This window comes from Pseudomonas sp. W15Feb34 (assembly GCF_023127765.1).
GTDB lineage: Bacteria > Pseudomonadota > Gammaproteobacteria > Pseudomonadales > Pseudomonadaceae > Aquipseudomonas > Aquipseudomonas synxantha_A.
Genome location: NZ_SPKN01000007.1, coordinates 19131 through 43310 on the forward strand (window position 1 = coordinate 19131; position 24180 = coordinate 43310).

Sequence of the window (24180 nt, forward strand, 5' to 3'; positions counted from 1 at the left end):
GATGGCAACAGGTCGCAAATGCGCCGGTTACTCCCAGGCACCAAGGTCAAGGCAGCGCGCGGAGGCTGGCGGCTGTTTGCCATAGGCGAGGAAATCCCCCAGCCAGCGGGTGACACAGCCGTCGGCGCCCGACTGCTTGGACTCCTTGAGCAATAACTGCTCGACGCCCACAGCGATAGGATCGCCCGGCGCCGCATTAATCAGCACCATGCGTGCGATGCGCTCGGGAAACAGCGTGCCGTAGCGGCTGCCAAGACGGGTCGCGGCGGCGCTGCCCAGGTAGTGCAGGCGCGCTTCGCCGAGCTGCCCGCGCACATATTCCATGTCCAGCGCCGCCTGCTCGACCGCGTTTGGCTGGCGCAGGTCGCGGGTGCTCAGTTCGATCACGTCATAACGGTCCACCAGCGTGCGATAAGCGCGGGTGGCGAGCGACTCCCAGTGGCTGGCCAGGTGCAGCACGAAAGGCGCGTTGGCGGGCTGGGGCGGTTCGCCGGCCTGGATGAACACCACGCCCTCGCGGTTGAGCGGTTGCCTTGCGCCCACACGCGTCACGCTCAGGCGTATACGACCGCGCCCGGGAGCAGCGTGGTCCCGGGGCACACTGACCAGGCCGCATTGGGTGCGCCCGACCACCTCAGGGTCCAGGCGCGCAGTGGTAGTGAGGGGGCAATCCAACAGCCAGTCGATTGCAGTGGGCACGATCAAGGGCTCAGCGCGCACTGCGTTTGCTATAAGCCAGCAGCTTATGCAGACCAGGCTTTTTACAAGAACGCTGGGTGTCATCACGAGGTCCCGGGCAGCCGTATGTAACAGCTTTTTTACCAAGGACCTGGGGGTGGAGAATGTAAGGCTAAGAAACAGTTTGTGTAAGAAATACCGATTTTGCTTATCAGCTATCGGTCTTCCATCCACCCCCTAATGCCTTGTACAGCGCGATACTGGCTTGCAGCCGCGACAGGCGCAGTTGCACGTTCAGGTCCTGGGCGGCATAGAGGGTGCGTTGGGTTTCCAGCACCGTAAGCAGGTCTTCGGCGCCGGCCTCGTAGCGGCTTTGCGCAATCTCAAAGGCCGTTTGCGCCTGCTGCAGTTCTTCGGTTTGCCATTGGCGTTGCTGGTCCAGGCGAGTCAGGCTGCTGAGGGCTTTTTCCACATCGGCAAAGCCGTTGATGATCGCCCCGCGGTAGGTCTGCAGCAGTTCATCCTGGCGCGCACGGGCTTTATCGCGCTCGGCACTCAGCCGACCGTTGTTGAAGATCGGTGCGATCAGGCCCGAGGTCAGGGTGTAGAACGGGCTGCGCAGAACATCTTCAGCCTTGTACGCACCCGAGCCGAGGGTTGCGCCCAATGTCACCGTGGGCAGCATGGCCGCACGGGCCACTGTGACGTCGGCATTGGCCGCCGCCAGCTGTGCCTCGGCCTGGGCGATGTCAGGGCGGCGACGCAACAACTGGCTAGGCACACCGGGGCCGATATTCGGCCAGGTCAGTGCCCGGAACGGCTCGCTGCCCAGCGCCAGGGCCTGTACCGGCTGGCCGAGCAAGGCGGCGAGGGTGATGCGTGATTCTTCGGCCGATTGCTGGATCAGCGGCAGTTGCCGTTGCTGGCCGGCCACCAGGCTCTTCTGTTGCGCCAACTCCAGGGCCGTGGCGGAACCGGCGTCGTAGCGGGTTTGCACCAGGTCCAGCACATTGCGCGCATTGGCCAGGTTCAGCTCGGCGATCTGCAGGCGCTGGTGCGCGGCCAGGGTTTGCGCATAGCGGTCGGCGACATTGCTGAGCAAGGTCAACTCCACGTTGGCCTGATCGAACTCACTGGCGTGCAGGCTATGCACAGCGCTGTCTCGCGCAGCGGCGCGGCCACCCCAGAAGTCGATTTCGTAGCTGGCCGTGAGGTTGGCATCATAGTTATTGACCGTCTTGTTGCTCTCGGTGGCGTCCAGATCCGAGTTGCCGCTGCCGCGCAACAGTCTTTGACGGCTGGCGCTGAGGTTGAACTTCACCTCGGGCAGTAACGGTGCGCCGGCAATCACCGCTGTCGCCTGGGCCTGCCGCACCCGCGCCATGGCCGCAGCCACATCAAAGCTGTCACGGCGGGCCTGATCGATCAGGCGGTTCAGCACAGGGCTGCCAAACTGCGTCCACCAACGCTGGTTGGTGGCCTGGTCGGCGTCGCGCTCGGCATATTGCCAGGCGGCCGGCGCGGCAATGCCGCTGTCGAGGGCAGGCGAAGTGCCGGCACAGGCATTGAGCAACAGGCACAGGCTGAGCGTCGACAGGTGCGGTGCGATGGATCGTTTATTCACTGGTCAATGCCTTAACCGGATCGAGCCGGGCAGCTTTACGGGCCGGCATAAAGCCGAATACGACGCCGGTGACCAGCGCACAGCCAAACGCGCCGAACACCGCCACCAGGGAAAACTGCACCGCCACTTCGGCCAGCACCAGCACGCCGCCCACCAGCAATGCCAGGGCGATTCCGAACAGACCGCCGACCACCGAGAGCATCACCGCCTCGGTGAGGAACTGGCGCAGGATGTCGCGCTGGCGCGCCCCGGTGGCCATGCGGATGCCGATTTCGCGGGTGCGTTCGCGCACGGTCATCAACATGATATTCATCACGCCGATACCGCCCACCAGCAGGGAAATCGCGGCAATCGAGCCGAGCATCAGCGACAGGGTGTTCTGGGTCCGCGCTTCGGCCTGGATCATCGCGGCGTCGTTCGTCAGGTGGAAGTCGCGTTTGCCGCCGTGCAGCGTTTGCATAAGCTGACTGATGGCTTGCTCGGCCTCTTGCACCTTGCGCGCATCGGCGGCGGCAATGGCAACATATTCGGGGTTATAGGTGCCGAACAGGCGCACGCTGGCGGCGGTATAGGGAATGGCGACACGGTCATCGCTGTCTTGCATGCCGGAGCTGGAGCCTTTTTCCGCCAACACGCCAATCACCTGGAAGGGCACGTTTTCGATCAGGATGTATTGGCCGATGGGGTCTAGCTGGCCTTTGAACAGCTTTTCGCGCACGCGATGACCGATCACCGCCACCGTGGCCCCGGCGCGCTCGTCGGCTTCGGTAAAGTAGCTACCCTCGGCCACTGGCCAGTTGAAGATGTCCGGGAAGTTGGTGTCGTTACCGCCCACATAGGCCATGTAATCGACGTTGCCGAAGCGAACACCGGCGTAGGTGCCGTTCACCGGCATGATGCGCTTGACCTGGGGCAATGTAGCCAATGCGGCCACATCATTGAGGGTCACGATACCTGGCGGTGTGCGCGGGTTAGGCGAAAAACCGCTCAGGTAGATGATGTTGGAGCCGAAGGCCGCCATCTGCGCCATGACCTGGCGCTTGCTGCCTTCGCCCACTGCCAGCATCACCACCACCGACGCCACGCCGATGATGATCCCCAGCAGCGTCAGCGCGGTGCGGAAGCGGTTGATCCACATCACCCGCCACGCCGCCTGCACCGCGTCCAGCAGCTCGGCTTTCCAGGCACCATTGTGTTCGGCGCCGTCGGCCAGGCGCTGGCGCAGGTCCACGGCTTGCAATGCGTCGCTGCCGGCCGTGACGGGCACGTGGGGGGGGCTCAACGCCGAATCGCTGATGATCAGGCCGTCGCTGATCTCGATGATGCGGTTGGCGTGCGCCGCGACTTCGCGGTCGTGGGTAATCAGGATAACCACGTGGCCCTGGCTCGCCAATTCATCCAGCAGCACCATCACCTCGGCACCGCTGTGGCTGTCGAGGGCACCGGTGGGTTCGTCGGCAAGGATGATATGCCCGCCGTTCATCAACGCACGGGCAATCGAGACGCGCTGCTGCTGACCACCGGAGAGCTGGTGCGGGCGGTTGTTGGTGCGATCGGCCAGGCCCAGGCGGGTCAGCAGAGCCTTGGCGCGGGCATGGCGTTCGGCAGCGCCGATGCCGGCATAGATCGCCGGCATCTCGACGTTTTCCTGGGCCGAGCCGGACGGGATCAGGTGGTAGCCCTGGAACACGAAACCAAAGGCTTCGCGGCGCAGCCAGGCCAGTGCGTCGCTGTCCAGGTGCGCGACGTTTTCCCCGGCGAACAGGTAGTCGCCCACGGTGGGGCGGTCGAGGCAACCGAGGATGTTCATCAGTGTGGATTTGCCGGAGCCCGAGGCGCCGACGATGGCAACGAACTCTCCTGCATGGATCGACAGGTCGATCCCGCGCAATACGTCGACCTGCGGGCTGTCGCCGCCGCCGTAGGATTTGCGGATGTTCTTGAGTTCGATCAGTGGTGTGGTCACGTCAACCCCCGCTGCTGCTGGCGGGGCCGATCAACAGGTGATCGCCTTCGTCCAGGCCATCCAACACTTCAACTCGCAGGCGGTCACTGATACCCAGCTGTACTTCTCGCTTCTGGATGGCACCGTTTTTGGTCACGACCCGCGCGATCTGCTTGTCGGTGCCTTGGCTGCCGAGCAGCGCTGCGACCGGGATGGTGAAAGCGTCCTTGACCTGGCTGGCTACGAAAAACACCTGGGTGGTCATTTCGGCCATCAGTGCATTGTCAGTGTTGTCCACATCCAGCAGTACGGTGTACAGCACTACGCGGCCACTACCGGTTTTGCTCGTGCTGGTGGGGCTGCCACTGCCCTGGCTGGCTTCATTGAGCGGCTTGGGCGGGATCGGCAGGATCTGGCGTACGGTGCTGGTCCAGCGCCGGTTGCCGCCGGCGAGGGTGGTGAAATAGGCGCTCATGCCCGGTTTGACGTGGCTGATATCGGCTTCGGACACTTCGGCCCATACGGTCATCGGCGACAATTTGGCGATGCGCAGGATCAGCGGCGTTTGTTGTTGGGCGTTGAGGGTTTGGCCGACTCGCGCATCTACCGCCACGACGGTGCCGCTCATGGGCGCGTAAATCCGCGTATAGCCCAGTTCGGCCTCGTCACTGCGCAGGCTGGCCTGGGCTTGGCGGATCTGTGCCTGGAACATATCGACACGGGCTTGGGTGGCACTCAGTTCGGCTTTGGCGGTTTGCACATCTTCTTCGCGGGTGGCGTTGCCTGCAACCAAGCGTTGCTGGCGCTGGTATTTCTGGCGTGCGAGTTCGTGCTGGGCTTTCTGTTCCTGCAACTGCGCCTTGAGGTTTTCAATGGAATAGCGGCTGGCGTCGAGCTTGGCCTGTTGCGTGGCGGGATCGATTTCCACCAGCAGATCGCCTTCCTTGACTTGATCACCGGCCTCCACATGGATCTTGCGAATCTGTCCGGACGCCTGGGCACCCACGTCCACATAACGGCGCGGTTGCAGGGTGCCCAGTGACGTAACGCTATTTTCAATGTCGCCGCGGGTTACGGTGACCGTGGGTAGGCTGTCGCGGCCCGACGGCAGCACTTGCCAGGCAGCCACCACAAGGATGGGGAGCAGGCACGCCAGCACAAGCAGGGCGCGTCGGGCAGGTCGAGGGCGTTTCATGTCTTGGTTCCAGCCAGGAGGTGTTGACCGCAGGAGCGGGGAGTTGACAGTTATACGAGAAAAATGCTCGGGAATTTAGGTTGTTACACATGTGGTAACAGCTCGTGCGACGAAAAAAAATGCACCGTTGGTGCAAGACTCCTTTAAAAGTAGATGAGAATTACTATAAATTGCACGCACTCAAACTGCCATCATCGATGGGCTCGCTCCTACACGGGCTGGCATCGTTAGCACCACGGCCATGGGGCCAGGAGTCATGTTGGAAAACTACTATCGCGAGCTGGTGTGTTTCCTGAACGCCAAGCTGGGCAACCGTCAGGTGGCCGAAGATGTGGTGCATGACGCTTATGTTCGGGTGCTGGAGCGTTCCAGCGACATCCCGATCGAACAGCCCCGCGCCTTCCTGTACCGCACGGCCTTGAACCTGGTGATCGACGGCCACCGGCGCAACGCCTTGCGTCAGTCCGAGCCTCTTGAGGTGCTGGACAGCGAAGAACGCTTCGCCCCCTGTTCACCCCACGCCAGTCATGACCACAACCAGCGCCTGGAGATGCTTGAGCGCGCCCTGGCCGAGTTGCCGGCGGCGTGTCGCGACAGTTTCCTGCTGCGCAAGCTCGAGGGCCTGTCCCATGTGCAAATCGCCGAGCGCCTGGGGATTTCCCGCAGCCTGGTGGAAAAACACATCGTCAACGCCATGAAGCATTGCCGGGTGCGTATGCGTGAGTGGGAAGCGCACTGATCGCCAGTTGGTTAAATTTTATTTCACTGTCCTCGTTTCCTATCAACACACGGCCTGTTGTTCAGGCCATGAAGGTATTCCCGCCCCACCGCCAAGGGGCTTATCCAGAGGACACTGGAATGACACAGGCAATTGCTTCGCCCGCGGTTCACGACCTGATCGGTATCGGCTTCGGCCCTTCGAACCTGGCGCTGGCCATCGCCCTGCAGGAGCGTGAAAAGGCCCAGGGCAAGCTGGACGTGCTGTTTCTCGACAAACAGGCCGACTACCGCTGGCACGGCAATACGCTGGTGACCCAAAGTGAGCTGCAGATCTCTTTCCTCAAGGACCTGGTGACCCTGCGCAACCCCACGAGCCCGTACTCCTTCGTCAATTACCTCAAGGCTCACGATCGCCTGGTGGACTTCATCAACCTGGGCACCTTCTACCCCTGCCGTATGGAGTACAACGACTACCTGCGCTGGGTGGCCGGGCAGTTCCAGGCCCAGGCCAACTACGGTGAGGAAGTGCTGGCCATCGAACCGATCCTGCATCAGCAGCAGGTGGAGGCCTTGCGCGTCATTTCCCGCGATGCCCAGGGCGAGCAGCATGTGCGTACCACCCGCTCGGTGGTGGTCAGCGCCGGCGGCACTGCGCGCATCCCCGAAGCGTTCAAGGCGCTCAAGGGTGACAGCCGCGTGTTCCATCATTCCCAGTATCTGGAGCGCATGGCGAGCCAGCCTTGCGTGGATGGCAAGGCCATGCGCATCGCGGTGATCGGCGGCGGCCAGAGCGCGGCCGAAGCCTTTATCGACCTCAATGACAGCTTCCCGTCGGTGCAGGTCGATATGATCCTGCGCGGCTCGGCGCTCAAGCCGGCCGATGACAGCCCGTTCGTCAACGAAGTGTTCTCGCCGGCGTTTACCGACCTGGTGTTCCAGCAAGTGGGGGCCGAACGCGAGCGTTTGGTCGCCGAGTACCAGAACACCAACTATTCGGTGGTGGACCTGGACCTGATCGAGCGCATCTACGGGATTTTCTACCGTCAGAAAGTTTCCGGCATCGCCCGCCAGGCGTTCCGCACCATGACCGTGGTGGAGAAGGCCACGCCCGGGCCGCTGGGTATCGAACTGGTATTGCGCAACAACGCCACGGGCGAAACCAGCGTCAACCACTACGACGCCGTGATCCTCGCCACCGGCTATGAGCGCCAGATGCACCGCGAACTGTTGGCGCCGCTGCAAGCCTACATGGGCGACTTCGAAGTGGCCCGCGACTACCGCATCGTCACCGACGAGCGCTGCAAGGCGGGTATCTACATCCAGGGCTTCAGCCAGGCCAGCCATGGCTTGAGCGATACCTTGCTGTCGGTGCTGCCGATTCGGGCCGATGAGATTGCGGCGTCGTTGTATGAGAACGATCGAAACCGTGACAAGGGCCGTTCGGTGCAGGACCTGCTCCTGGCAACCGCCAGCTGATCTGCCCCTCCTACAGACGGCACTTGTGACAACGTGCGGCTATTGGTACTGTACAAAAAACCAGTATCGGTAGCCCGTCATGCAGTTGATCGAAAAACTCAGCATCCTCGCCGACGCCGCCAAGTACGACGCGTCGTGCGCCAGCAGCGGCGCGCCCAAGCGCAGCTCCGAGGGCAAGGCGGGGTTGGGTTCCACCGACGGCATGGGCATCTGCCACAGCTACACGCCCGATGGCCGTTGCGTGTCGCTGCTCAAGGTGTTGCTTACCAACTTCTGCCTTTACGACTGCCAGTATTGCGTCAACCGCCGTTCCAGCGACGTGCCCCGTGCGCGTTTCAGCCCGGAAGAGGTGGTCACCCTGACCCTGGATTTCTACAAGCGCAATTGCGTCAGCGGGCTGTTTCTCAGCTCCGGCATCATCCGTTCGTCGGACTACACCATGGAGCAATTGGTGCGGGTCGCCAAACTGCTGCGCGAAGAGCATGACTTTCGCGGCTATATCCACCTCAAGACCATTCCCGATGCGGATCCTGCATTGATTGCCGAGGCTGGTCGTTATGCCGATCGCCTGAGCGTGAATATCGAACTGCCCACCGAGGCCAGCCTGCAGACCCTGGCGCCGGAGAAGCAGATTGTGTCGATCAAGCAGGCGATGCAGACCATCTACACCGGCGAGCAGACGGTGTTCAACGAGCCTCGCGCCCCGCGTTTCGCCCCGGCCGGGCAGAGCACGCAGATGATCGTCGGCGCCGACGACACCGATGACAGCACCATCCTCCACGGTGCCGAGGCGTTGTATGGCAATTTCAAGCTGCGCCGCGTGTACTACTCGGCGTTCAGCCCCATCCCCAACAGCCCGAAAAGCGTGCCCCTGGCCGCGCCGCCGTTGATGCGCGAGCACCGCTTGTACCAGGCCGACTTCCTGCTGCGCAGCTACGGTTTCAGCGCCAGGGAGCTGTTTGCCGGCCCCGGCCACCTGGCCCTGGATATCGACCCCAAGCTGGCCTGGGCCCTGGAGCATCGCGAAGTATTCCCCCTGGACCTGAACCGCGCAGAGCCCACCCTGATTGCGCGCATCCCCGGTATTGGCCTGCGTACCACCCAACGCCTGGTGGACCTGCGCCGCGAGCGCAAGATCCGCTTCGAAGACCTGGCGCGTATGCGCTGCGTTCTGGCCAAGGCCAAACCGTTCTTCATCACCAGTGACTACCACCCGCAACAGGCCGACAGCACCAGCGTGTTACTGCGCGAACAATTGCGCGACCGTCCGCAACCGCAACAGATGGGGCTGTGGGGATGATCAGTCTGGAATGCGACAACCTGTTCAGCACTTGGCGCGAACAGGCGCGCTGGCTGCTCAGCCATCAGGTCGACCCCAGCCAGGTGAGCTGGGGCGAGGCGCAAGCAGCTGACCTGTTCGCTACCGATGAGTCGATCCCGTCAGGGTTGGGGCCCTTCCAGGCACGGATTCCCAAGGCGCTGTTGGAGTTGCTGGAGTCTGCCGCCTGTTATCACGGTGATCAACGCTGGAGCCTGCTGTATGAAGTGCTGTGGCGGGTCAGCCACGGTGATCGCACCGCGATGCTGGCGGGGGACAAGCTGGGCAGCGAGTTGCAGCGACGCATCAAGCAAGTCAGCCGCGAGGCCCATCACCTGCATGCGTTTGTGCGCTTTATTGCCCTGCCGGCCGAGGCGGGGCCCGAACTTCCTGAATACGTGGCCTGGCATGAACCGGCCCACGACATTCTTAAAAGCGCCAGCCAGCATTTTGTCGGGCGCATGGGCCGCCATCGCTGGATGATCGCCACGCCACTGGACGGGGTGTATTACGACGGCGAGCAGTTGATTCATCAGCGCCGCTGCCCCGAGGCGTGGCAGCAACTGGCGCAGAATGTTGACGACCCCCACAGTGCGATGTGGCTGACCTACTACAGTCACATCTTCAACCCGGCGCGGCTGAATCCCAAGGTGATGGAAGGGCACTTGCCCAGCCGCTTCTGGAAGAATTTGCCGGAGGGCAAGTTGATCCCGGGGCTGATCAGCGAGGCGCGTACGGGCAAGCAGAAGGATGGGCAGGCGAAGCTGGTGGGGGCCAAGCCAGGCAAAAGAATTGCAAACCCGGTCAATGTGGGAGCTGGCTTGCCTGCGATAGCGGTCGACCAGTCAGATGTGGGGTGACTGATGCACCGCTATCGCAGGCAAGCCAGCTCCCACATTTGGTTTTCGCAGCCTGGGGGAGTGGGTATCAGGCCAGTTCGGTCGCAGTGTTCTTGACTACTGCCAACTCTGGATGGGCCACCAACTTATCAATGTGCAACTCATCATTGTTCAACCAGATCTCCGTCAGCACCCGGTAATGCTCCATATCCCGGCAGCGCATACGCAGGCTGTAGTCGAACGGCCCGCTGATCAACTGGCATTCGAACACCTGCGGGCAGGCTTTGACGCAGGCTTCGAAGGCCTTTTGCGCCGAGCGCCCGCTCTGGTTGGACAAGGCCACCAGCACCAGCAGCGACAGCCCTGGTGAGACCATCTGCACATCGATGATCGCCCCATACCCACGGATCACCCCGCGTCGCTCCAACTTGCGCACCCGCTCCAGGCATGGCCTGGGGGTCAGGTGCACCAGCGACGAGAGTTTTTCATAGGTGATGCGCCCCTGGTGCCTGAGCACATCGATGATCGCCTCGTCGATGCGATCCAGCGCAGGGGAGGAGTGGGGTCCGTTGGCCTTGGTATCCATGAGTTCACTTCAAACGGTTGGAAAGAAATTGCTGCAAGCGTTCGCTGTTAGGGTGGTCGAGGATCTCGGCGCTGCCGTGTTCCTCGACTCGGCCCTGATGCAGGAACAGCACTTGGCTGGACACCTGGCGGGCAAAGCCCATTTCGTGGGTGACCATCAGCATGGTACGGCCTTCCTCGGCCAACGTCTGTATGACTTTGAGCACTTCGCCTACAAGTTCCGGGTCGAGGGCTGAGGTCGGTTCGTCGAACAGGATAATCTCCGGCTCCATCGCCAATGCCCGCGCAATCGCCACACGCTGCTGCTGGCCACCCGAGAGGAACGCCGGGTATTGATCCGCCACGCGGTTTGGCAAGCCGACTTTGTCCAGGTACAGGCGCGCACGTTTTTCCGCCTCGGCGGCGCTCACATTCAGCACCCGGCGCGGGGCCATGGTGATGTTTTCCAGCACCGTCATGTGACTCCACAGGTTGAAGTGCTGGAACACCATGGCCAGGCGCGTGCGCAGGTTTTGCAGTTGTGCCTGGTGCGGCGCGCGGGTGCCGGCGCGGCCTTGCTGCATTTCGATGCTGATGCCGTCCAGGGTGATGACCCCGGCGTCCGGCTGTTCAAGAAAGTTGATGCAACGCAGCATGGTGCTTTTGCCCGAGCCGCTGGCGCCGATCAGGCTGATCACATCGCCTTGACGGGCATTGAGGGACACACCTTTCAGCACTTCGTGTTCGCCGTAGCGTTTGTGAATGCCTTCGACTTGAAGCTTGATGGCGGCAGTTGCAGTTTCGACAACCGGTACATCCACCGGATAAACGGCCAGGGCCTGCGCGGACTGATTCATGGGTTAGCCTCGGGTAGGAACAAGAAAACGCATCCAGCGACGTTCGGCCAGCCGAAACAGGCCCACCAGTGCAAAGGACAGCAGCATGTAGAGCAGGGCGGCGATACCAAACGCCTGAAAGGTCAGGAAGGTTTCGGCATTCGCATCGCGGGCGACCTTGAGGATGTCGGCAACGGTGGCGGTAAACGCCAGTGACGTGGCGTGCAGCATCAGGATCATTTCATTGCTGTAGGCCGGCAATGCGCGGCGCAATGCGGCGGGTACCACCACGAACAGATTCAGCCGCCAGCCGTGCAGGCCATAGGCGCGTGCCGCTTCGATTTCGCCGTGGGGAATATTGCGGATCGCCCCGGCGAAGATCTCCACGGTGTAGGCACAGGTGTTGAGCACAAACGCCAACAAGGTGCAGTTCAGCGCATTGCGGAAAAACTGGTTGAGCAGGGCGTTGTCCTGCACCACCTCCAGGCTGTACAGCCCGGTGTAGCAAATCAGCAACTGGATATACAGCGGCGTGCCGCGGAACAGGTAGGTGTAGACCTCCACCGGCCAGCGCAGCCAGACGTGCTGCGAAACCCGCGCCAGTGCCAGGGGGATCGACAGGCAAAAACCGAGCACCACCGAGATGATGAACAGCCACACGGTCATGGCGACGCCGGACAAGCCGCTGCCATCGCTGAACAGGTAGGCCAGGCCGTATTGCTGGAACAGTTCGATCATCGCGCCATCCCCTTGATGCCCAGGTTATAGCGCCGTTCGAGGCGCTTGAAGATGCGGTTGGAGAGGGTAGTGATCAGCAGGTACACCAGGCCCGCGAGGATCAGGAAGTACAGTGGCTCGCTGGTGGACTTGCCGGCGTTTTGCGCGGCCTTGACCAGGTCTGACAGGCCGATGATCGACACCAGCGCCGTGGACTTGAGCAGCACCAGCCAGTTATTGCCCAGGCCCGGCAGGGCAAAACGCATCAGTTGTGGGAACAGCACCAGGTGGAAGCGCTGCCAGCGGCTCAGGCCATAAGCCGTCGCGGCTTCCAACTGGCCCACCGGTACGCTGAGGATCGCGCCACGGAAGTTCTCGGTGAAATACGCGCCGTAGATAAATCCCAGGGTGACCACCCCGGCGGTGAACGGGTCGATTTCAAAGTACTCCCAGCCGAACACTTCAGTCAGGTCGTTGAGCCACAGTTGCAGGCTATAGAAGATCAGCAGGATCAACACCAGGTCCGGCACGCTGCGGATCAGCGTGGTGTAGAGCGTGGCCGGTACGCGCAGCCATCTGGCGCTGGATAGCTTGGCGCCGGCGGCGACCAGGCCCAGGGTTAGGCTCAGGGCCAGGGCGAGGAAGGCCAGCTTGAGCGTCATCCAGGCACCCTGGGCCAGCATCGGGCCGTAGCCTTGCAGGTTGAGGAGTTCGTTCATGGGAAGATCTCTAAAAGGCACACACACCATCTTTGTGGGGAACCGATTTGTGTGGGAGGGGGGGCTTGCTCCCGATAGCGGTGGTTCAGTCAATATTTTCAATGACTGACCACTGCTATCGGGAGCTAGCCCCCCTCCCACAAAAGCTGCATCCACAGGGAGGTCGATGGCTTAGTTATTCGTTGTAGATATCTTGATCGCCGAAGTATTTCTTCTGGATCTGCGCGTAAGTGCCATCGGCCTGGACGGCGGCGATGCCTTTATTGATCAGCTCACGCAGTGCCTGGTCGTTCTTGCGCAGGCCCATGGCGATGTCCAGCGGCAGGGTCGGGTCCTTGAAGGCCGGGCCGGTCTTGAAGTCGGCGCCTTCGGGCTTGGACAGGAAGTTGAGCTGGGCTTCGAGTTTGTCGGTCAGGGTGGCGTCGAGGCGCCCGTTTTGCAGGTCGGCGTAGTTCTGCTCTTGAGACTGGTACGCCTTGATCTGCGCACCCAGCCTGGCCAGGTGCGCTCGGGCGTAGGCTTCCTGCAGCGAGCCTTGCAGCACGCCGACCTGCTTGCCCTTGAGCGATTCCGGGGTATCGCCGAAGTCGGCGCCTTTGCGCGTGATCACCGAGGTGGGGCTGAGGAACAGGCGATCGGTAAAGTCGATGACTTTTTCGCGAGCCGGGGTCACGGCCATGGAGGACATGATGGCGTCGAACTTGCGCGCACGCAGGGCCGGGATCATGCCGTCGAATTCATTGTGCACCCAGGTGCATTTCACTTCGAGCTTGGCGCAGATGGCGTTGCCCAGTTCAATATCGAAGCCTTGCAGGCTGCCGTCGGCGGCCACGGATTCGAAGGGTGGGTATTCGGGGAACACGCCAAAACGGATTTCTTTCCAGTCCTGGGCGTGGGCGGCGGTGGCGCACAGAGGCAACAGCAACGCAGCGAAGAGTGATCGCAGTGGAGTCATGTGGAGGTCCCTATATTTTGTAATTGATGTCAGGGCAGTGAATAACTGGGAGCAGAGAATGCTTCATGATGGTGCGTTTTTTGTGTCGTTTACCCCCTGCACAAAGCGCAAATTGCGCTGTTAAAACCGACAATGCAGCGCAATCGGCTGTTGCACCCGCCGAATCGGCTTTTAATCCAGCAAAGTCCGGCCCGCCCTCGACGCAAAGCGGCAGGCCAGAGCGGTCTCAGGCGCGCTTTTTGTGCTGTGCGACCGGCTGCCGGGCCAGGCGGGCAAACAGGTCTTTGGGGTCAGCCAGGTCGGGTACCAGTTCCAGCTCGCTGCCCACGTCCAACGCCTTGGCGACGTCCAGTACATAGCGCAGGGCCGAGTAGTCTTCGATGGCAAACCCCACCGAGTCGAACAGGGTGATCTGGCGCGCATTCTCGCGGCCGGGCTTCTGGCCGTTGATCACTTGCCACAACTCGGTCACCGGCGAATCCTCAGGCATGTGCTGGATCTCACCTTCGATGCGGCTTTGCGGTTCGTACTCCACGATCACCCGGGCACGTTCGACGATGCGCCGGTCCAGCTCGGTCTTGCCCGGGCAATCGCCACCCACGGCATTGAGGTGCATACCCGGTTCGATCATCTCGTCGGTGAGGATGGTTGCATAAGCCTTGTCGGCAGTGACGGTGGTGACGATATCCGCGCCTTTGACCGCGTCGGCCACGCTGTCAGCCAGGATCACCTTGATCGCCGGGAACGCCTTGAGGTTGGCGGCGAGTTTGGCGGTGGCCTTGGCGTCGATATCGAACAGGCGAATTTCGTTAATGCCAAGCATGGCGTAGAAGGCCAGGGCCTGGAATTCGCTTTGGCAGCCGTTGCCGATCAACGCCATGCTGCGGCTGTTTTCGCGCGCCAGGTAGCGGGCGACCAGGGCCGAGGTGGCAGCGGTGCGGATGGCGGTAGTCAGGGTCATTTCCGCCAGCAGCACGGGTTTGCCGGTATCCACATCGCCCAAGGCGCCAAAGGCCATCACGGTCAGCATACCGGCCAGGGTGTTTTTCGGGTGGCCGTTGACGTATTTGAACGCATACAGCGAGGCGTCCGAGACGGGCATCAACTCGATCACGCCATCCGGTGAATGGTTGGCCAGGCGTGCGCATTTCTCGAAGTCCTGCCAGCGCAGGTAGTCGGCACGGATGTACTCGGCCATCTCGGTGATGCAGGTTTGCAAACCTTTTTGCGAAACCAGGTAGCTGAGGTCGTTGACGTCGATATAACGGGTCATGGCAAGACTCCTTATTGAAATGAGGGGCGGATCGGCAGATGCACTTCGGCCAACATGCAACGGGCACTGCCGCCGCCGATGCGTTCGATGTTTTCGATATTCACCACCAATGGTCGCGTATGGCGCTCCACCTGCTGGCGCTGCGCCGGTTGCAACGCGCGCCAGGCGCTGGCAGACATCACCAGCAATGGCTGGCCGTCACGGTCGTGGACTTCGAGCATGTTGCCGGCGAAGGCTTCTAACTGGTCGAAGTCGAGGGCGAGGATGTCCTTGCCGGTGTCGCGCAGTGAGCGTTCCAGGGCCAGGCGCTCGCGCTCGTCGGGCAGGGCTTGCAGGCACACCACTGCGAGGTCGCGACCGACGCTCATCATCACGTTGCTGTGGTAGATCGGTGCGTGGTGGCGGTCCAGGGCGTGGAACACGCAGAGTTGGTAGTCCAGACGTTCGGCAAACTGGCGCAGCGCCGCGTGATGGGTGCGCCCGGAGTGGCAGGCGTAGCTGATGCGGTGCTGGCGGTCGAGCACCATGCTGCCGGTGCCTTCGAGGAAGATGTCCTGTTGTTCCAGGTGGCTGAGGTCGATGGTGGTGTTGATCGCAAAGCGCTGCTCCAGAACTTGCAGCACGCCTTTGTTGCGCTCCAGCCGTCGGTTCTGGCCTTGCATGGGGTAAAGCACCAGGCTGCCGTCGGCGTGGCTGCTCCACCAATTGTTGGGGAAGATCGAGTCCGGTGTGTGAGGTGCCGGGGTGTCCTGCACCACCAGCACTTCCACGCCGTGACTGCGCAGGGTGTCGACATAGCCGTCGAATTCTTTCAGCGCTTTGTGCTGTGCACTGAGCGGGTCCGGCGGCGGGCGTTGAAAACGGTTGTTGATCGCGGTATCCGGGTTGAAGGCAAAGCGCGCCGGGCGAATCATCAGGACGGTGTTGGTGGTTTGCATGGGGGCACGGGTCCATGGGGGATCTTGTGACGCTATTTTGTGCCATAGGGTGGGAGGATCCCGGCTGAAACAGCGGGGCGGCTCAGCCGGGAAAGCTGAAAAGGTGGATAAGGCAGCTGAATCGGCTGCCGGATTGAAATGTGCTCAGATGTGGGTGGGTAACCTGTTCAATAGCCGTTACCTGTCACGCCACCATAATGATCTTCGACACCAACTCCACCACGGTCTTGGCCTGCAACTTCTTCATCAGCCGCGCCCGGTGCACTTCCACCGTGCGGTGGGAAATCGCCAGGCGCAGGGCGATTTCCTTGGACTTGAAACCATTGACGATGTGCATGGCGATTTCCCGCTCCCGCGGCGTGAGGTCGCCAGTGCCCTGATGCAGACGGTCCAGGCGTTCGAAGTGCCAGATCATCAGCTTGAACGGGTCTTGGGGGGTGAGGGTGTAGCCGTGGGACTTGGCCCAGAACACTTCGCCATTGTGGTGCTGCATGAAGCGCTCATCGGAATAAAAGCCGTTGTCGCTGTCGAGCAGCCAGTCATGGCTGCGCTTGCCGATGGCATGGTAGTCGGCCTGGGACGGGTAGATCAGAAGGGTCAACTGATTGACCAGTGCCTGGCGTGTATAGCCGAACAGCTTCAGGAAGGCATCGTTGCAGTCGAGTATTACCCGGTCGCTGGTGACGATCTGCGGGGCAGGGGACAGCTTGAACGCCAGGCGTTCGAGGTCGGGAAATTGCTGTGCAAGCGCGTTCATGGGGCATCCTGCCTCGTTGTTCAATGCCCTGGTGCGCTACTTACCCATGTAAGTAGTTACACGAATTGGCGCGGGACCCGGGGTGGGTCATTGTAAGTAAAGTCCGGATCAAGAACAGAAGAAATTGATTATGCCTGCTGATTGCGTCTCCATTGTTGCCGCTGGTCACTCCCGCTTTGGTCGCCTGGAAGGCACCACGCTGGAAGACCTGATCGTCCAGGTTACCCGTGAAGCCCTGAGTGACGCTGCGATTGATGCGTCGCAAATCGACGCGCTGTTCCTGGGGCATTTCAACTCTGGGCTGGTGCCCGACGGTTTTGCCGCCTCGTTGCTGTTGCAGGCCGACCCCGGGCTGCGCTTCAAACCTGCCACCCGCTGCGAAAACGCCTGCGCTTCGGGTTCGGCGGCGATCCAGGCGGGAGTCAATGCGATTCTCTCCGGCAGCGCCGAGTTGGTGCTGGTGGTGGGCGCCGAAAAGATGACTCACACCAGCACCGCCGCGGTCACCCAAGCCCTGGCCGGCGCCGGCTATCAGAACGACCCGGCCGAAGCCGGCCTGAGTTTCCCGCAATTGTTCGGCCGCGCCGCCCGCCAATACGCCGAGCGCTACCACTGTCCGCTGGGCTCGATGGCGGCCATCGCCACCAAAAACCACTCCAATGCCATGGCCAACCCGCTGGCGCAGATGCATCGGGAGATGAATTTCGAGCACTGCAACAACGTGTCCCAGAGCAACCCGTTCGTGGCCGACTCCCTGCGTCTGACGGACTGCTCGCTGATCAGCGACGGCGCCGCCGCGATTATTCTGGCGTCACCCAAACGTGCGCGGGCGTTTCGCCGCGAGGTGCAGATCCGGGCGATGACCCAGGTCAATGACACCTTGCCCATCGCCCAGCGCGACATCCTCGCCTTTGAAGGCCCGCAACGAGCGATCCATGCAGCGCTGCGCACAGCGAATGTGACCCTGGCAGACCTGAGTTTCGCCGAGGTGCACGACTGTTTCACCATTGCCGAGCTGCTGATCTACGAAGCCATGGGCCTGGCGCCCAAAGGCGAAGGGCATCGCGTGCTCGACAGCGGCGTGGTGCGTGCCGGCGGGCGCTTGCCGGTCAACCTTTCCGGCGGGCTCAAGGCCAAGGGGCATCCGGTCGGTGCAACGGGGGTGTCCATGCACGCCTTGGCGTTCCGGCAATTGACCGGCGAACCGATTGGCCTGGCGGTGCCCAACCCGGAGTTCGGCCTGGTGTTCAACATGGGCGGCATGGCGGTGGCCAACTACGCATCGGTCCTGCAGGCACGCCGGAGCTGAGCCATGAACATTGCCAACTGGCTGCACGACACCCAGCGTCGGGCCCCGCAACGCCCGGCGCTGTTCAACGGCACCACCCAAGTGGCCGACTACGCCACCTTCGCCGCCCACGTGCGCCAACGCGCCGCGCACCTGGTGGACCAGCACGGCCTGGTGCCGGGGGACGCGGTGGCGCTGCTGATGAAAAACAGCTGCGACTACCTGGAGTTGCTCTACGCCATCTGGTGGATGGGCGCCGTGGCAGTGCCGATCAATGCCAAACTGCATCCCAGCGAAGCGGCGTGGATTGCCGATAATGCCGAGGCACGCTTGATCTTTACCGATGGCGGCCGGGTGTTCTCTTCGCGGGATCTGCCCCCGCGCTGCAAAGAGCTGGACGGCCACTTTTTACCTCCCGACACTGGCTGGCCGACCCTGGAACAACCGGTGCCACGCCACGACCAGGACCTCGCCTGGCTGTTCTATACCTCCGGCACGACAGGGCGCTCCAAGGGTGTAATGCTGTCCCACGGCAACCTGGTCGCCATGTCGCTGTGCTACGCCACAGATGTCGATGCGGTCAGCGCCGACGATGCGGCAGTGTATGCCGCGCCGATGTCCCACGGTGCTGGCCTGTATAACTTCATCCATGTGCGCTGCGGCGCACGCCATGTGGTGCCGGCCTCCCATGGCTTCGACGCCGCCGAGCTGTTCGGGCTGGCCGAGCAGGTGGGCAATGTGTCGCTGTTTGCCGCGCCGACCATGGTCAAGCGCATGGTCGAGCAGGCACGGCGCCAGGATTATCACGGCGCAGGCATCAAGACCATCGTGTATGGCGGCGGCCCGATGTACCTGGCCGATCTGCGTGAAGCCGCCGACACCTTCGGGCCGCGCCTGGTGCAGATCTACGGCCAGGGCGAGAGCCCGATGACCATCAGCGTGTTGCCCCGTGCAGTGATTGCCGATCGCCAACGCCCCGACTGGGCCAGCCTGGCCGCTTCGGTGGGCCACGCGCAGTCCTGTGTGGAAATCCGCATTCTCGATACCGCGCACCAGCCACTGCCCACCGGCGAGCGCGGCGAAATCGCGGTGCGTGGCGCCACCGTGATGCAAGGCTACTGGCGCAACCCGCTGGCCACTGGCCAAACGTTGGTGGACGGCTGGCTGCTGACCGGTGATATCGGCTATCTCGACGCGGCCGGCTATCTGACCCTGACGGATCGCTCCAAGGACGTGATCATCAGCGGCGGCAGCAACGTCTACCCGCGTGAGGTCGAGGAAGTGCTGGCCCAGCATCCGCAGGTGTTTGAGGTGTGCGTGGTGGGCGAGCCGGACGCTCAGTGGGGCGAGTCGGTGGTGGCATTTGTGGTGACGCGCAGCGGCCAGCCCCTGGATGAGGGCGAACTCACCGCCTGGTTCCTGGCGCGCATGGCCTCGTTCAAGAAACCGAAAAAATATGTGTGGCGCAGCGACTTGCCCAAGAATAGCTACGGCAAGATTCTCAAGACCGACTTGCGGCAGTGGTTGAAAGCAGCGAGTATCGCCGCGCTTTGACATGGATCGATAATCAGACAAGGAGTCCCCACGATGGGCAATCCCGCACAAGACACTGTCCGCAAGCGCCGCCGAGCGTTTCTGGGCGCCACCTCGGGCCACTTGATCGAGTGGTACGACTACGGCGTCTATGGGTTTCTCGCGGTCTATATCGGCCAGGCGTTCTTCGTCTCCGATGACCCCACCACCAGCCTGCTGGCCAGCTTCGCCGCGTTTGCCCTGAGCTTCTTTATCCGCCCTCTGGGTGGGCTGTTCTTCGGCCCGCTGGCAGACAAGATCGGCCGGCGCAAAACCCTGATCATGGCGCTGGTGATGATGACCGGTTCCACGGTGATGCTGGGGTTGTTGCCGACCTACGCCAGCCTGGGCATCGCCGCGCCGATCCTGCTGATCCTGGTGCGCTGTGTGCAGGGCTTCTCGGCGGGCGGCGAAATCGGCACGGTCACCAGCTTTATCTCCGAATACGCAGGGCCCGGTCGCCGCGGCTTCGCCACCTGCTGGTTGATGGTCACCGCTGTGCTCGGCCTGTTGCTGGGCGGCGCCGTGGCCAATGGCATGACCTGGGTGCTGGGCGCCGAGGTCATGCAGGAATGGGCCTGGCGCGTACCGTTCCTGATCGCTGCGCCCCTGGGCTTTATCTCCATGTACATCCGCCTCAAGCTTGAAGACAGCCCCGAGTTTTTAGCCCTGCAACGCGCCGGGCAAACCTCGCGGGCGCCGCTGCGGGAGGTCTGGCAGTGGAAGCGCGCGATTGCTCTGGTGTTCTTTATCATCACCTTGCACAGCTCGATCTTCTACCTGGTGCTGACCTTCGCCTCGACCTACATGGCCAAGATCCTCAAGTTCGACAGCGGCACCACCTTGCTCTACGTGTTCGTTGCCAGCTTCTCGGCCGCCTTCGTGATGCCGTTTGGCGGGGCATTTACCGATAAATACGGGCGCAAGCCGTTCCTGATGGTGATCGGCACGCTGGCGACCCTGGCGATGTTCTGGCTGTTCAAGTCGGCACCCACCGCGACCCCGGCGTCGTTCTTCGCACCGTTGATGGCGGTGGCGATTCTGTTCGGGCTGTATGCGTCGTCGACCTACGCGTTGATGAGTGAGCTGCTGCCGACGCGGATTCGCTCCACCGGCATTGCAGTGGCATACAACGTGCCGGTGGCGGTGTTTGGCGGCAGTGCGCCGTTGATTTCCACCTGGTTGATCAAGGTGACCGGGGACATTACTTCGCCGTGGTACTTCTACGTGGCCACCGGGGTGGTGTCGTTGGTGGCACTGGTGGTGTTGCGCAAGGAGGATTTTGTCGCGTGTGGGAGGGGGCTTGCTCCCGAAGACGGTCTCATAGCCGACGCTTATCTGACTGATGCAGCATGATCGAAAAAAGGTGGTCAGCCGTTGTTGTGATGAGGATGGGTCATTTCCAATGAATTGACCCAAGGTTTTGGCGATGAGCTATACCTTAATCGGTTCGATGCTCGCACACCGCCTTAATCAATGATCAACAAGGAAGAGACCACTATGAGCGATGTTCAACTGATCACCAGCGTATCCATTCAAAGCCTCACCGAGCTGCTGCAGGAAGCCGGGTATCGGGTCAACCAGTCTGAGCAGAACGGCGTTGTGCAATTGCTCAGCGCCAGTCAGGGCATCGGTTTTGCCGTGCGCTTTGGCAACCCGGCGGCCGAGCAGGGCAGTTATGTGGACTTTACCTACAGCTGCGCCCTGCGGGTGCAGGGTGAATTGCCCGAGGGCCTGGCTCAGGTGTGGAATGCCTCGCGGCGCTTTGCGCGGTTGTCGGTGCAGGGTGAGTTTCTGTTGATGGAGATGGACGTGGTGGTGGCCGGTGTCGGCGCTTCGCATCTGCGTAGCCAGTTGGAACTGTGGGACCGCCTGTTGCAGGAATTTATCGTCTACCTGCGCGAATACAGCCAGCAAGCCGCGCAGTTGCAGGCTCAGGCCGCAGCCGCTCCGCTCAGTGAGAGTGCATCCGCCTGATTAAATGTGGGAGGGGGCAAGCCCCTCCCACAGGTACATCGTTCACACTGGGGGTGCAGTAACATACCGAAAACAGAGTGAAGTGCGATGCTCGCCACCCGTTTGACCCTGATCTGCCACGCCATCACCCCTCTGCAAAAACATGGGCGTTTTCCCGACGATGAGTCCGTCTCGATGGACTGGCAAAGTGCTGCTTACTCCCTGGCCGGACGCTACAAAAAACAGCCACGCCTGCTCTGCGGCCCCGAAGCCAGGGCCCGCCAGACAGCCGGCTTGTTCGGCGCCCATGCCGAGGTTGAAGTGGCGTTGCGCGATGTTGATCTCGGTTCATGGAAAGGCCAGGACATCAGCCAACTCGATAGCCAGGAATTAAAGGCCTGGAGCGCCGACAGCACCCGCGCACCCCATGGCGGCGAGTCGGTGGATCAGCTCTGTGCGCGTGTGGGCCAATGGCTCGCATCGCTCGAAACCCACCCCGGCCATACAGTCGCCGTGACCCACCCGTTCGTGATTCGCGCCGCGATGCTCTCCGTCATGCAGTTCCCGGTCTCGATGTTCTATCGGATCGACGTCGAGCCCCTGTCGGCCACTGAGTTGCGCTTCAATGGCGTGTGGCGCCTGCGCCTGGAAACTCACGCCTGACGTGCAGATCATGGCAAAATCAACGCCCCGCACTGAGAGCACCCCATGAAACGCATCCTGATCATCGGCATTGGCGCCGGCAACCCTGACTACATCACGATGCAGGCCGTGAAGGCGCTGAACCGTACCGACGTGTTCTTCCTGATGGACAAGGGCCAGAGCAAGGACAAGCTGATCGACCTGCGCCGTGAGATCTGCCAGACCTACATCACCGAGCCCGGCTACCGTTTTGTCGAGGCCGATTGCCCTGAGCGCGTACGCGGTGACATCGACTACACCACCGCCGTGCAGGACCTTAACCGCGATAAGCAGCACACCTTCGAGCGCATGATCAACGAAGAAATGGCCGACGGTGAAGTGGGGGCGTTCCTGGCCTGGGGGGATCCTGCGCTGTACGACAGCACCATTCGTATCTTGCAGGCGATCCTGGCCAGTGGCCGGTGCGTGTTCGAGTTCGAGGTGATCCCCGGCATCACCAGCGTGCAGGCGCTGGCGGCCCAGCATAAGGTGCCGTTGAACCGTATCGGCAAGTCCGTCGAAATCACCACGGGACGTCGCCTGGCGGCGGGGCAGGCCAGTGATGCCGATACCCTGGTGGTGATGCTCGACGCAGAAGATTCCTACCGCAGCGTGGCGGATCAGGACCTGGATATTTACTGGGGCGCCTACCTGGGCACGCCTGACGAAATCCTGATCAGCGGTAAAGTGGCCCACGTGGCGCAAGAGATTGAACGGGTACGCAAGGCGGCGCGCCTGGAAAACGGCTGGATCATGGACACCTATTTGTTGCGCAAACCTTGAGGTAAATCCGATGCTCAAACAGCTTGCCCTCGCATTGGCCCTGGTGGCCGGCGCCGTTCATGCCGACACCGGCTTGCACACCGACTTGCCGTTGTCCTACCTGGAACAAACCCAGAGCGATGCGCGCAACCAGCCGCTGGTGATCTTCCTGCATGGTTTTGGCAGCAACGAGGAAGACCTGTTTGGTATCAAGGACGCGTTGCCATCCACCTGGACCTACCTGTCGGTGCGTGCGCCGCTGCCGGTGGAACCGCACGGTTATCGTTGGTTTACCAAGACTGATGAGCCTGAGTACAACGGCGAGACCGATGAACTGTTCAGCAGCGCCCGACTGATCAAGGACTTTGTGGTCAAGGCTACCGCCAAGTACCACACCCAAAGCGATCGGGTATTCCTGGTGGGGTTCAGCCAGGGCGCGATCATGTCTTACGAGGTGGCCTTGCGTGAACCCGAGTTGGTACGCGGTATCGCCGCGCTCAGTGGCAGCGTGCTACCGGTACTCAGGTCTGCGCTGAAGCCTGATGCGTCCATGGGCAAACTGGCGATTTTTATCGGCCATGGCACTCTGGACCAGGCGCTGCCCTTCAGCTCGGCCACGCAGGCAGATAAGGTGCTGGTGGGGTTGGGGCTCAAGCCGGAGTTTCATGAATACCCGGGGATGAATCACACGATCAGCGAAGCGGAAGTGCAGGACTTGAAAGCCTGGCTAGAGAAAAGCTTGAAGTGAAATGCAGTAAAAAATGTGGGAGGGGCGGTTACTTGCCGCCCGTAATCTGCTTCACCAATGCCGCATGCCCCTTCACATCATCGGCCCGGGAAATCGCCTGGATCACCAGCAGATGGTTGCCGGAACCACCCAGGAACGTGGAGTTCAAGGTCTTGCCGCCGCCCTGGGTAGCGCTGCTGTCAACCTGGCGCAGGCCCAGGCCCTTGTAAGTGAGTTTCTTCTCGCCCAGCTTCTTGAAGTCGGGCAGGGCGGCGCTCTGGTCCTTGACGAAATCGGCCACGGCACCATCGAGGAACTGCGGGTCGTTATCCTTGATGGTTGCCCCATCGTTGCGCACGGTTTCGGCGACGATCACCACACTTTTCGTTGTCGAGTTGGCATACAGCGTGCCCTGGGTATCGGCGGTGCCGTCCTCAGCCTTGCCGGAGGGCAGGGTGTCAGCGCTGTAAGCCTTGGGCAGGTTGAAGGTGAACTTGCCACCCAAGGTGGAGATTTTTTGCGTGGTTGGCTTGGCGGCAGCGAACACGCTGCCGGCGGTAAGCGCGAGGGCCAGCAGCACTGCGGTCTTGGTGAACGTGGCCATGTAGCGCTCCAGGGATGAACGAAATTGCGGCGTATT

General features: G+C 61.8%; 24 protein-coding genes. 11 read left to right on the plus strand and 13 right to left on the minus strand.

The features are described 5' to 3' along the window. Positions 1-27: 27 nt before the first annotated feature. The 4 genes from E4O97_RS03485 to E4O97_RS03500 all read right to left on the minus strand — a co-directional run bounded on the left by E4O97_RS03485 (position 28) and on the right by E4O97_RS03500 (position 5442). The gene (locus E4O97_RS03485; protein ID WP_078821066.1) at positions 28-783 is read right to left on the minus strand and encodes a proteinase; all 756 of its coding nucleotides are present in this window, start codon (positions 781-783) and stop codon (positions 28-30) included. 106 nt (positions 784-889) lie between these two features. Continuing rightward, positions 890-2302 carry an efflux transporter outer membrane subunit gene (locus E4O97_RS03490; protein ID WP_248130957.1) on the minus strand — a complete coding sequence of 471 codons (1413 nt, stop codon included), beginning with the start codon at positions 2300-2302 and terminating at the stop codon, positions 890-892. Continuing rightward, a complete protein-coding gene (locus E4O97_RS03495; protein ID WP_148854178.1) occupies positions 2295-4268 on the minus strand; it encodes a MacB family efflux pump subunit in 1974 nt (657 codons plus the stop codon). The genes E4O97_RS03490 and E4O97_RS03495 overlap by 8 nt, the downstream gene beginning before the upstream one ends. Before the next feature lies 1 nt (position 4269). Then, positions 4270-5442 carry an efflux RND transporter periplasmic adaptor subunit gene (locus E4O97_RS03500; RefSeq protein ID WP_248160845.1) on the minus strand — a complete coding sequence of 391 codons (1173 nt, stop codon included), beginning with the start codon at positions 5440-5442 and terminating at the stop codon, positions 4270-4272. A gap of 256 nt (positions 5443-5698) precedes the next feature. Here E4O97_RS03500 and E4O97_RS03505 point away from each other — a divergent pair, with 256 nt between their 5' ends. The 4 genes from E4O97_RS03505 to E4O97_RS03520 all read left to right on the plus strand — a co-directional run bounded on the left by E4O97_RS03505 (position 5699) and on the right by E4O97_RS03520 (position 9816). After that, the gene (locus E4O97_RS03505) at positions 5699-6181 is read left to right on the plus strand and encodes a sigma-70 family RNA polymerase sigma factor (RefSeq protein ID WP_005787538.1); all 483 of its coding nucleotides are present in this window, start codon (positions 5699-5701) and stop codon (positions 6179-6181) included. Between the two features lie 119 nt (positions 6182-6300). Beyond that, the gene (locus E4O97_RS03510; protein ID WP_032876406.1) at positions 6301-7638 is read left to right on the plus strand and encodes a SidA/IucD/PvdA family monooxygenase; all 1338 of its coding nucleotides are present in this window, start codon (positions 6301-6303) and stop codon (positions 7636-7638) included. Positions 7639-7717: 79 nt separating this feature from the next. Beyond that, positions 7718-8938, plus strand: a complete 1221-nt coding sequence (locus E4O97_RS03515) for a putative DNA modification/repair radical SAM protein (protein WP_005787541.1) — start codon at positions 7718-7720, stop codon at positions 8936-8938. Next, positions 8935-9816, plus strand: coding sequence for a TIGR03915 family putative DNA repair protein (locus tag E4O97_RS03520; RefSeq protein WP_103735368.1), 882 nt, complete (start codon positions 8935-8937; stop codon positions 9814-9816). Before E4O97_RS03515 ends, E4O97_RS03520 begins: the two co-directional genes overlap by 4 nt. Positions 9817-9883: 67 nt before the next feature. On the opposite strand, the gene E4O97_RS03525 is transcribed toward E4O97_RS03520, so the two are convergent. The 8 genes from E4O97_RS03525 to E4O97_RS03560 form a co-directional block, all read right to left on the minus strand. After that, positions 9884-10381, minus strand: coding sequence for an Lrp/AsnC family transcriptional regulator (locus E4O97_RS03525; protein ID WP_005787545.1), 498 nt, complete (start codon positions 10379-10381; stop codon positions 9884-9886). 4 nt (positions 10382-10385) lie between these two features. Further along, complete coding sequence (locus E4O97_RS03530; protein ID WP_248130953.1) at positions 10386-11216, minus strand: ATP-binding cassette domain-containing protein; 831 nt, start codon at positions 11214-11216, stop codon at positions 10386-10388. Positions 11217-11219: 3 nt separating this feature from the next. Further along, complete coding sequence (locus E4O97_RS03535; protein ID WP_078821072.1) at positions 11220-11933, minus strand: ABC transporter permease; 714 nt, start codon at positions 11931-11933, stop codon at positions 11220-11222. Next, the gene (locus tag E4O97_RS03540; RefSeq protein WP_032876394.1) at positions 11930-12631 is read right to left on the minus strand and encodes an ABC transporter permease; all 702 of its coding nucleotides are present in this window, start codon (positions 12629-12631) and stop codon (positions 11930-11932) included. The genes E4O97_RS03535 and E4O97_RS03540 overlap by 4 nt, the downstream gene beginning before the upstream one ends. 175 nt (positions 12632-12806) lie before the next feature. Then, entirely contained in the window at positions 12807-13586 is a 780-nt protein-coding gene (locus E4O97_RS03545; protein ID WP_005787553.1) for an ABC transporter substrate-binding protein, read from the minus strand. Between the two features lie 226 nt (positions 13587-13812). Beyond that, positions 13813-14859: an ornithine cyclodeaminase gene (locus E4O97_RS03550; protein WP_248160846.1), complete on the minus strand. Its 1047-nt coding sequence runs from the start codon at positions 14857-14859 to the stop codon at positions 13813-13815. A gap of 11 nt (positions 14860-14870) precedes the next feature. Beyond that, positions 14871-15797, minus strand: a complete 927-nt coding sequence (locus E4O97_RS03555; RefSeq protein WP_248130951.1) for an arginine deiminase-related protein — start codon at positions 15795-15797, stop codon at positions 14871-14873. 184 nt (positions 15798-15981) lie between these two features. Continuing rightward, positions 15982-16554: a LuxR C-terminal-related transcriptional regulator gene (locus E4O97_RS03560; protein WP_248130949.1), complete on the minus strand. Its 573-nt coding sequence runs from the start codon at positions 16552-16554 to the stop codon at positions 15982-15984. Positions 16555-16684: 130 nt separating this feature from the next. On the opposite strand from E4O97_RS03560, the gene E4O97_RS03565 reads away from it, so the two are divergent. The 7 genes from E4O97_RS03565 (at position 16685) to E4O97_RS03595 (ending at position 23561) form a co-directional block, all read left to right on the plus strand. Continuing rightward, the gene (locus tag E4O97_RS03565; RefSeq protein WP_078821075.1) at positions 16685-17863 is read left to right on the plus strand and encodes an acetyl-CoA acetyltransferase; all 1179 of its coding nucleotides are present in this window, start codon (positions 16685-16687) and stop codon (positions 17861-17863) included. A 3-nt stretch (positions 17864-17866) separates the two neighbouring features. After that, a complete protein-coding gene (locus E4O97_RS03570) occupies positions 17867-19396 on the plus strand; it encodes an AMP-binding protein (RefSeq protein WP_248160847.1) in 1530 nt (509 codons plus the stop codon). A gap of 33 nt (positions 19397-19429) precedes the next feature. After that, the gene (locus E4O97_RS03575; protein WP_005787565.1) at positions 19430-20770 is read left to right on the plus strand and encodes an MFS transporter; all 1341 of its coding nucleotides are present in this window, start codon (positions 19430-19432) and stop codon (positions 20768-20770) included. A gap of 144 nt (positions 20771-20914) precedes the next feature. After that, complete coding sequence (locus E4O97_RS03580) at positions 20915-21391, plus strand: YbjN domain-containing protein (RefSeq protein ID WP_032876374.1); 477 nt, start codon at positions 20915-20917, stop codon at positions 21389-21391. Positions 21392-21478: 87 nt separating this feature from the next. After that, entirely contained in the window at positions 21479-22033 is a 555-nt protein-coding gene (locus E4O97_RS03585; protein ID WP_248160848.1) for a histidine phosphatase family protein, read from the plus strand. Between the two features lie 45 nt (positions 22034-22078). Further along, on the plus strand, positions 22079-22834 hold the full coding sequence (gene cobF, locus E4O97_RS03590; protein ID WP_005787570.1) for a precorrin-6A synthase (deacetylating): 756 nt from the start codon (positions 22079-22081) through the stop codon (positions 22832-22834). Between the two features lie 10 nt (positions 22835-22844). Then, entirely contained in the window at positions 22845-23561 is a 717-nt protein-coding gene (locus E4O97_RS03595; protein ID WP_032876368.1) for an alpha/beta fold hydrolase, read from the plus strand. Between the two features lie 28 nt (positions 23562-23589). On the opposite strand, the gene E4O97_RS03600 is transcribed toward E4O97_RS03595, so the two are convergent. Further along, positions 23590-24144, minus strand: coding sequence for a hypothetical protein (locus tag E4O97_RS03600; RefSeq protein ID WP_032876365.1), 555 nt, complete (start codon positions 24142-24144; stop codon positions 23590-23592). Positions 24145-24180 lie beyond the last annotated feature (36 nt).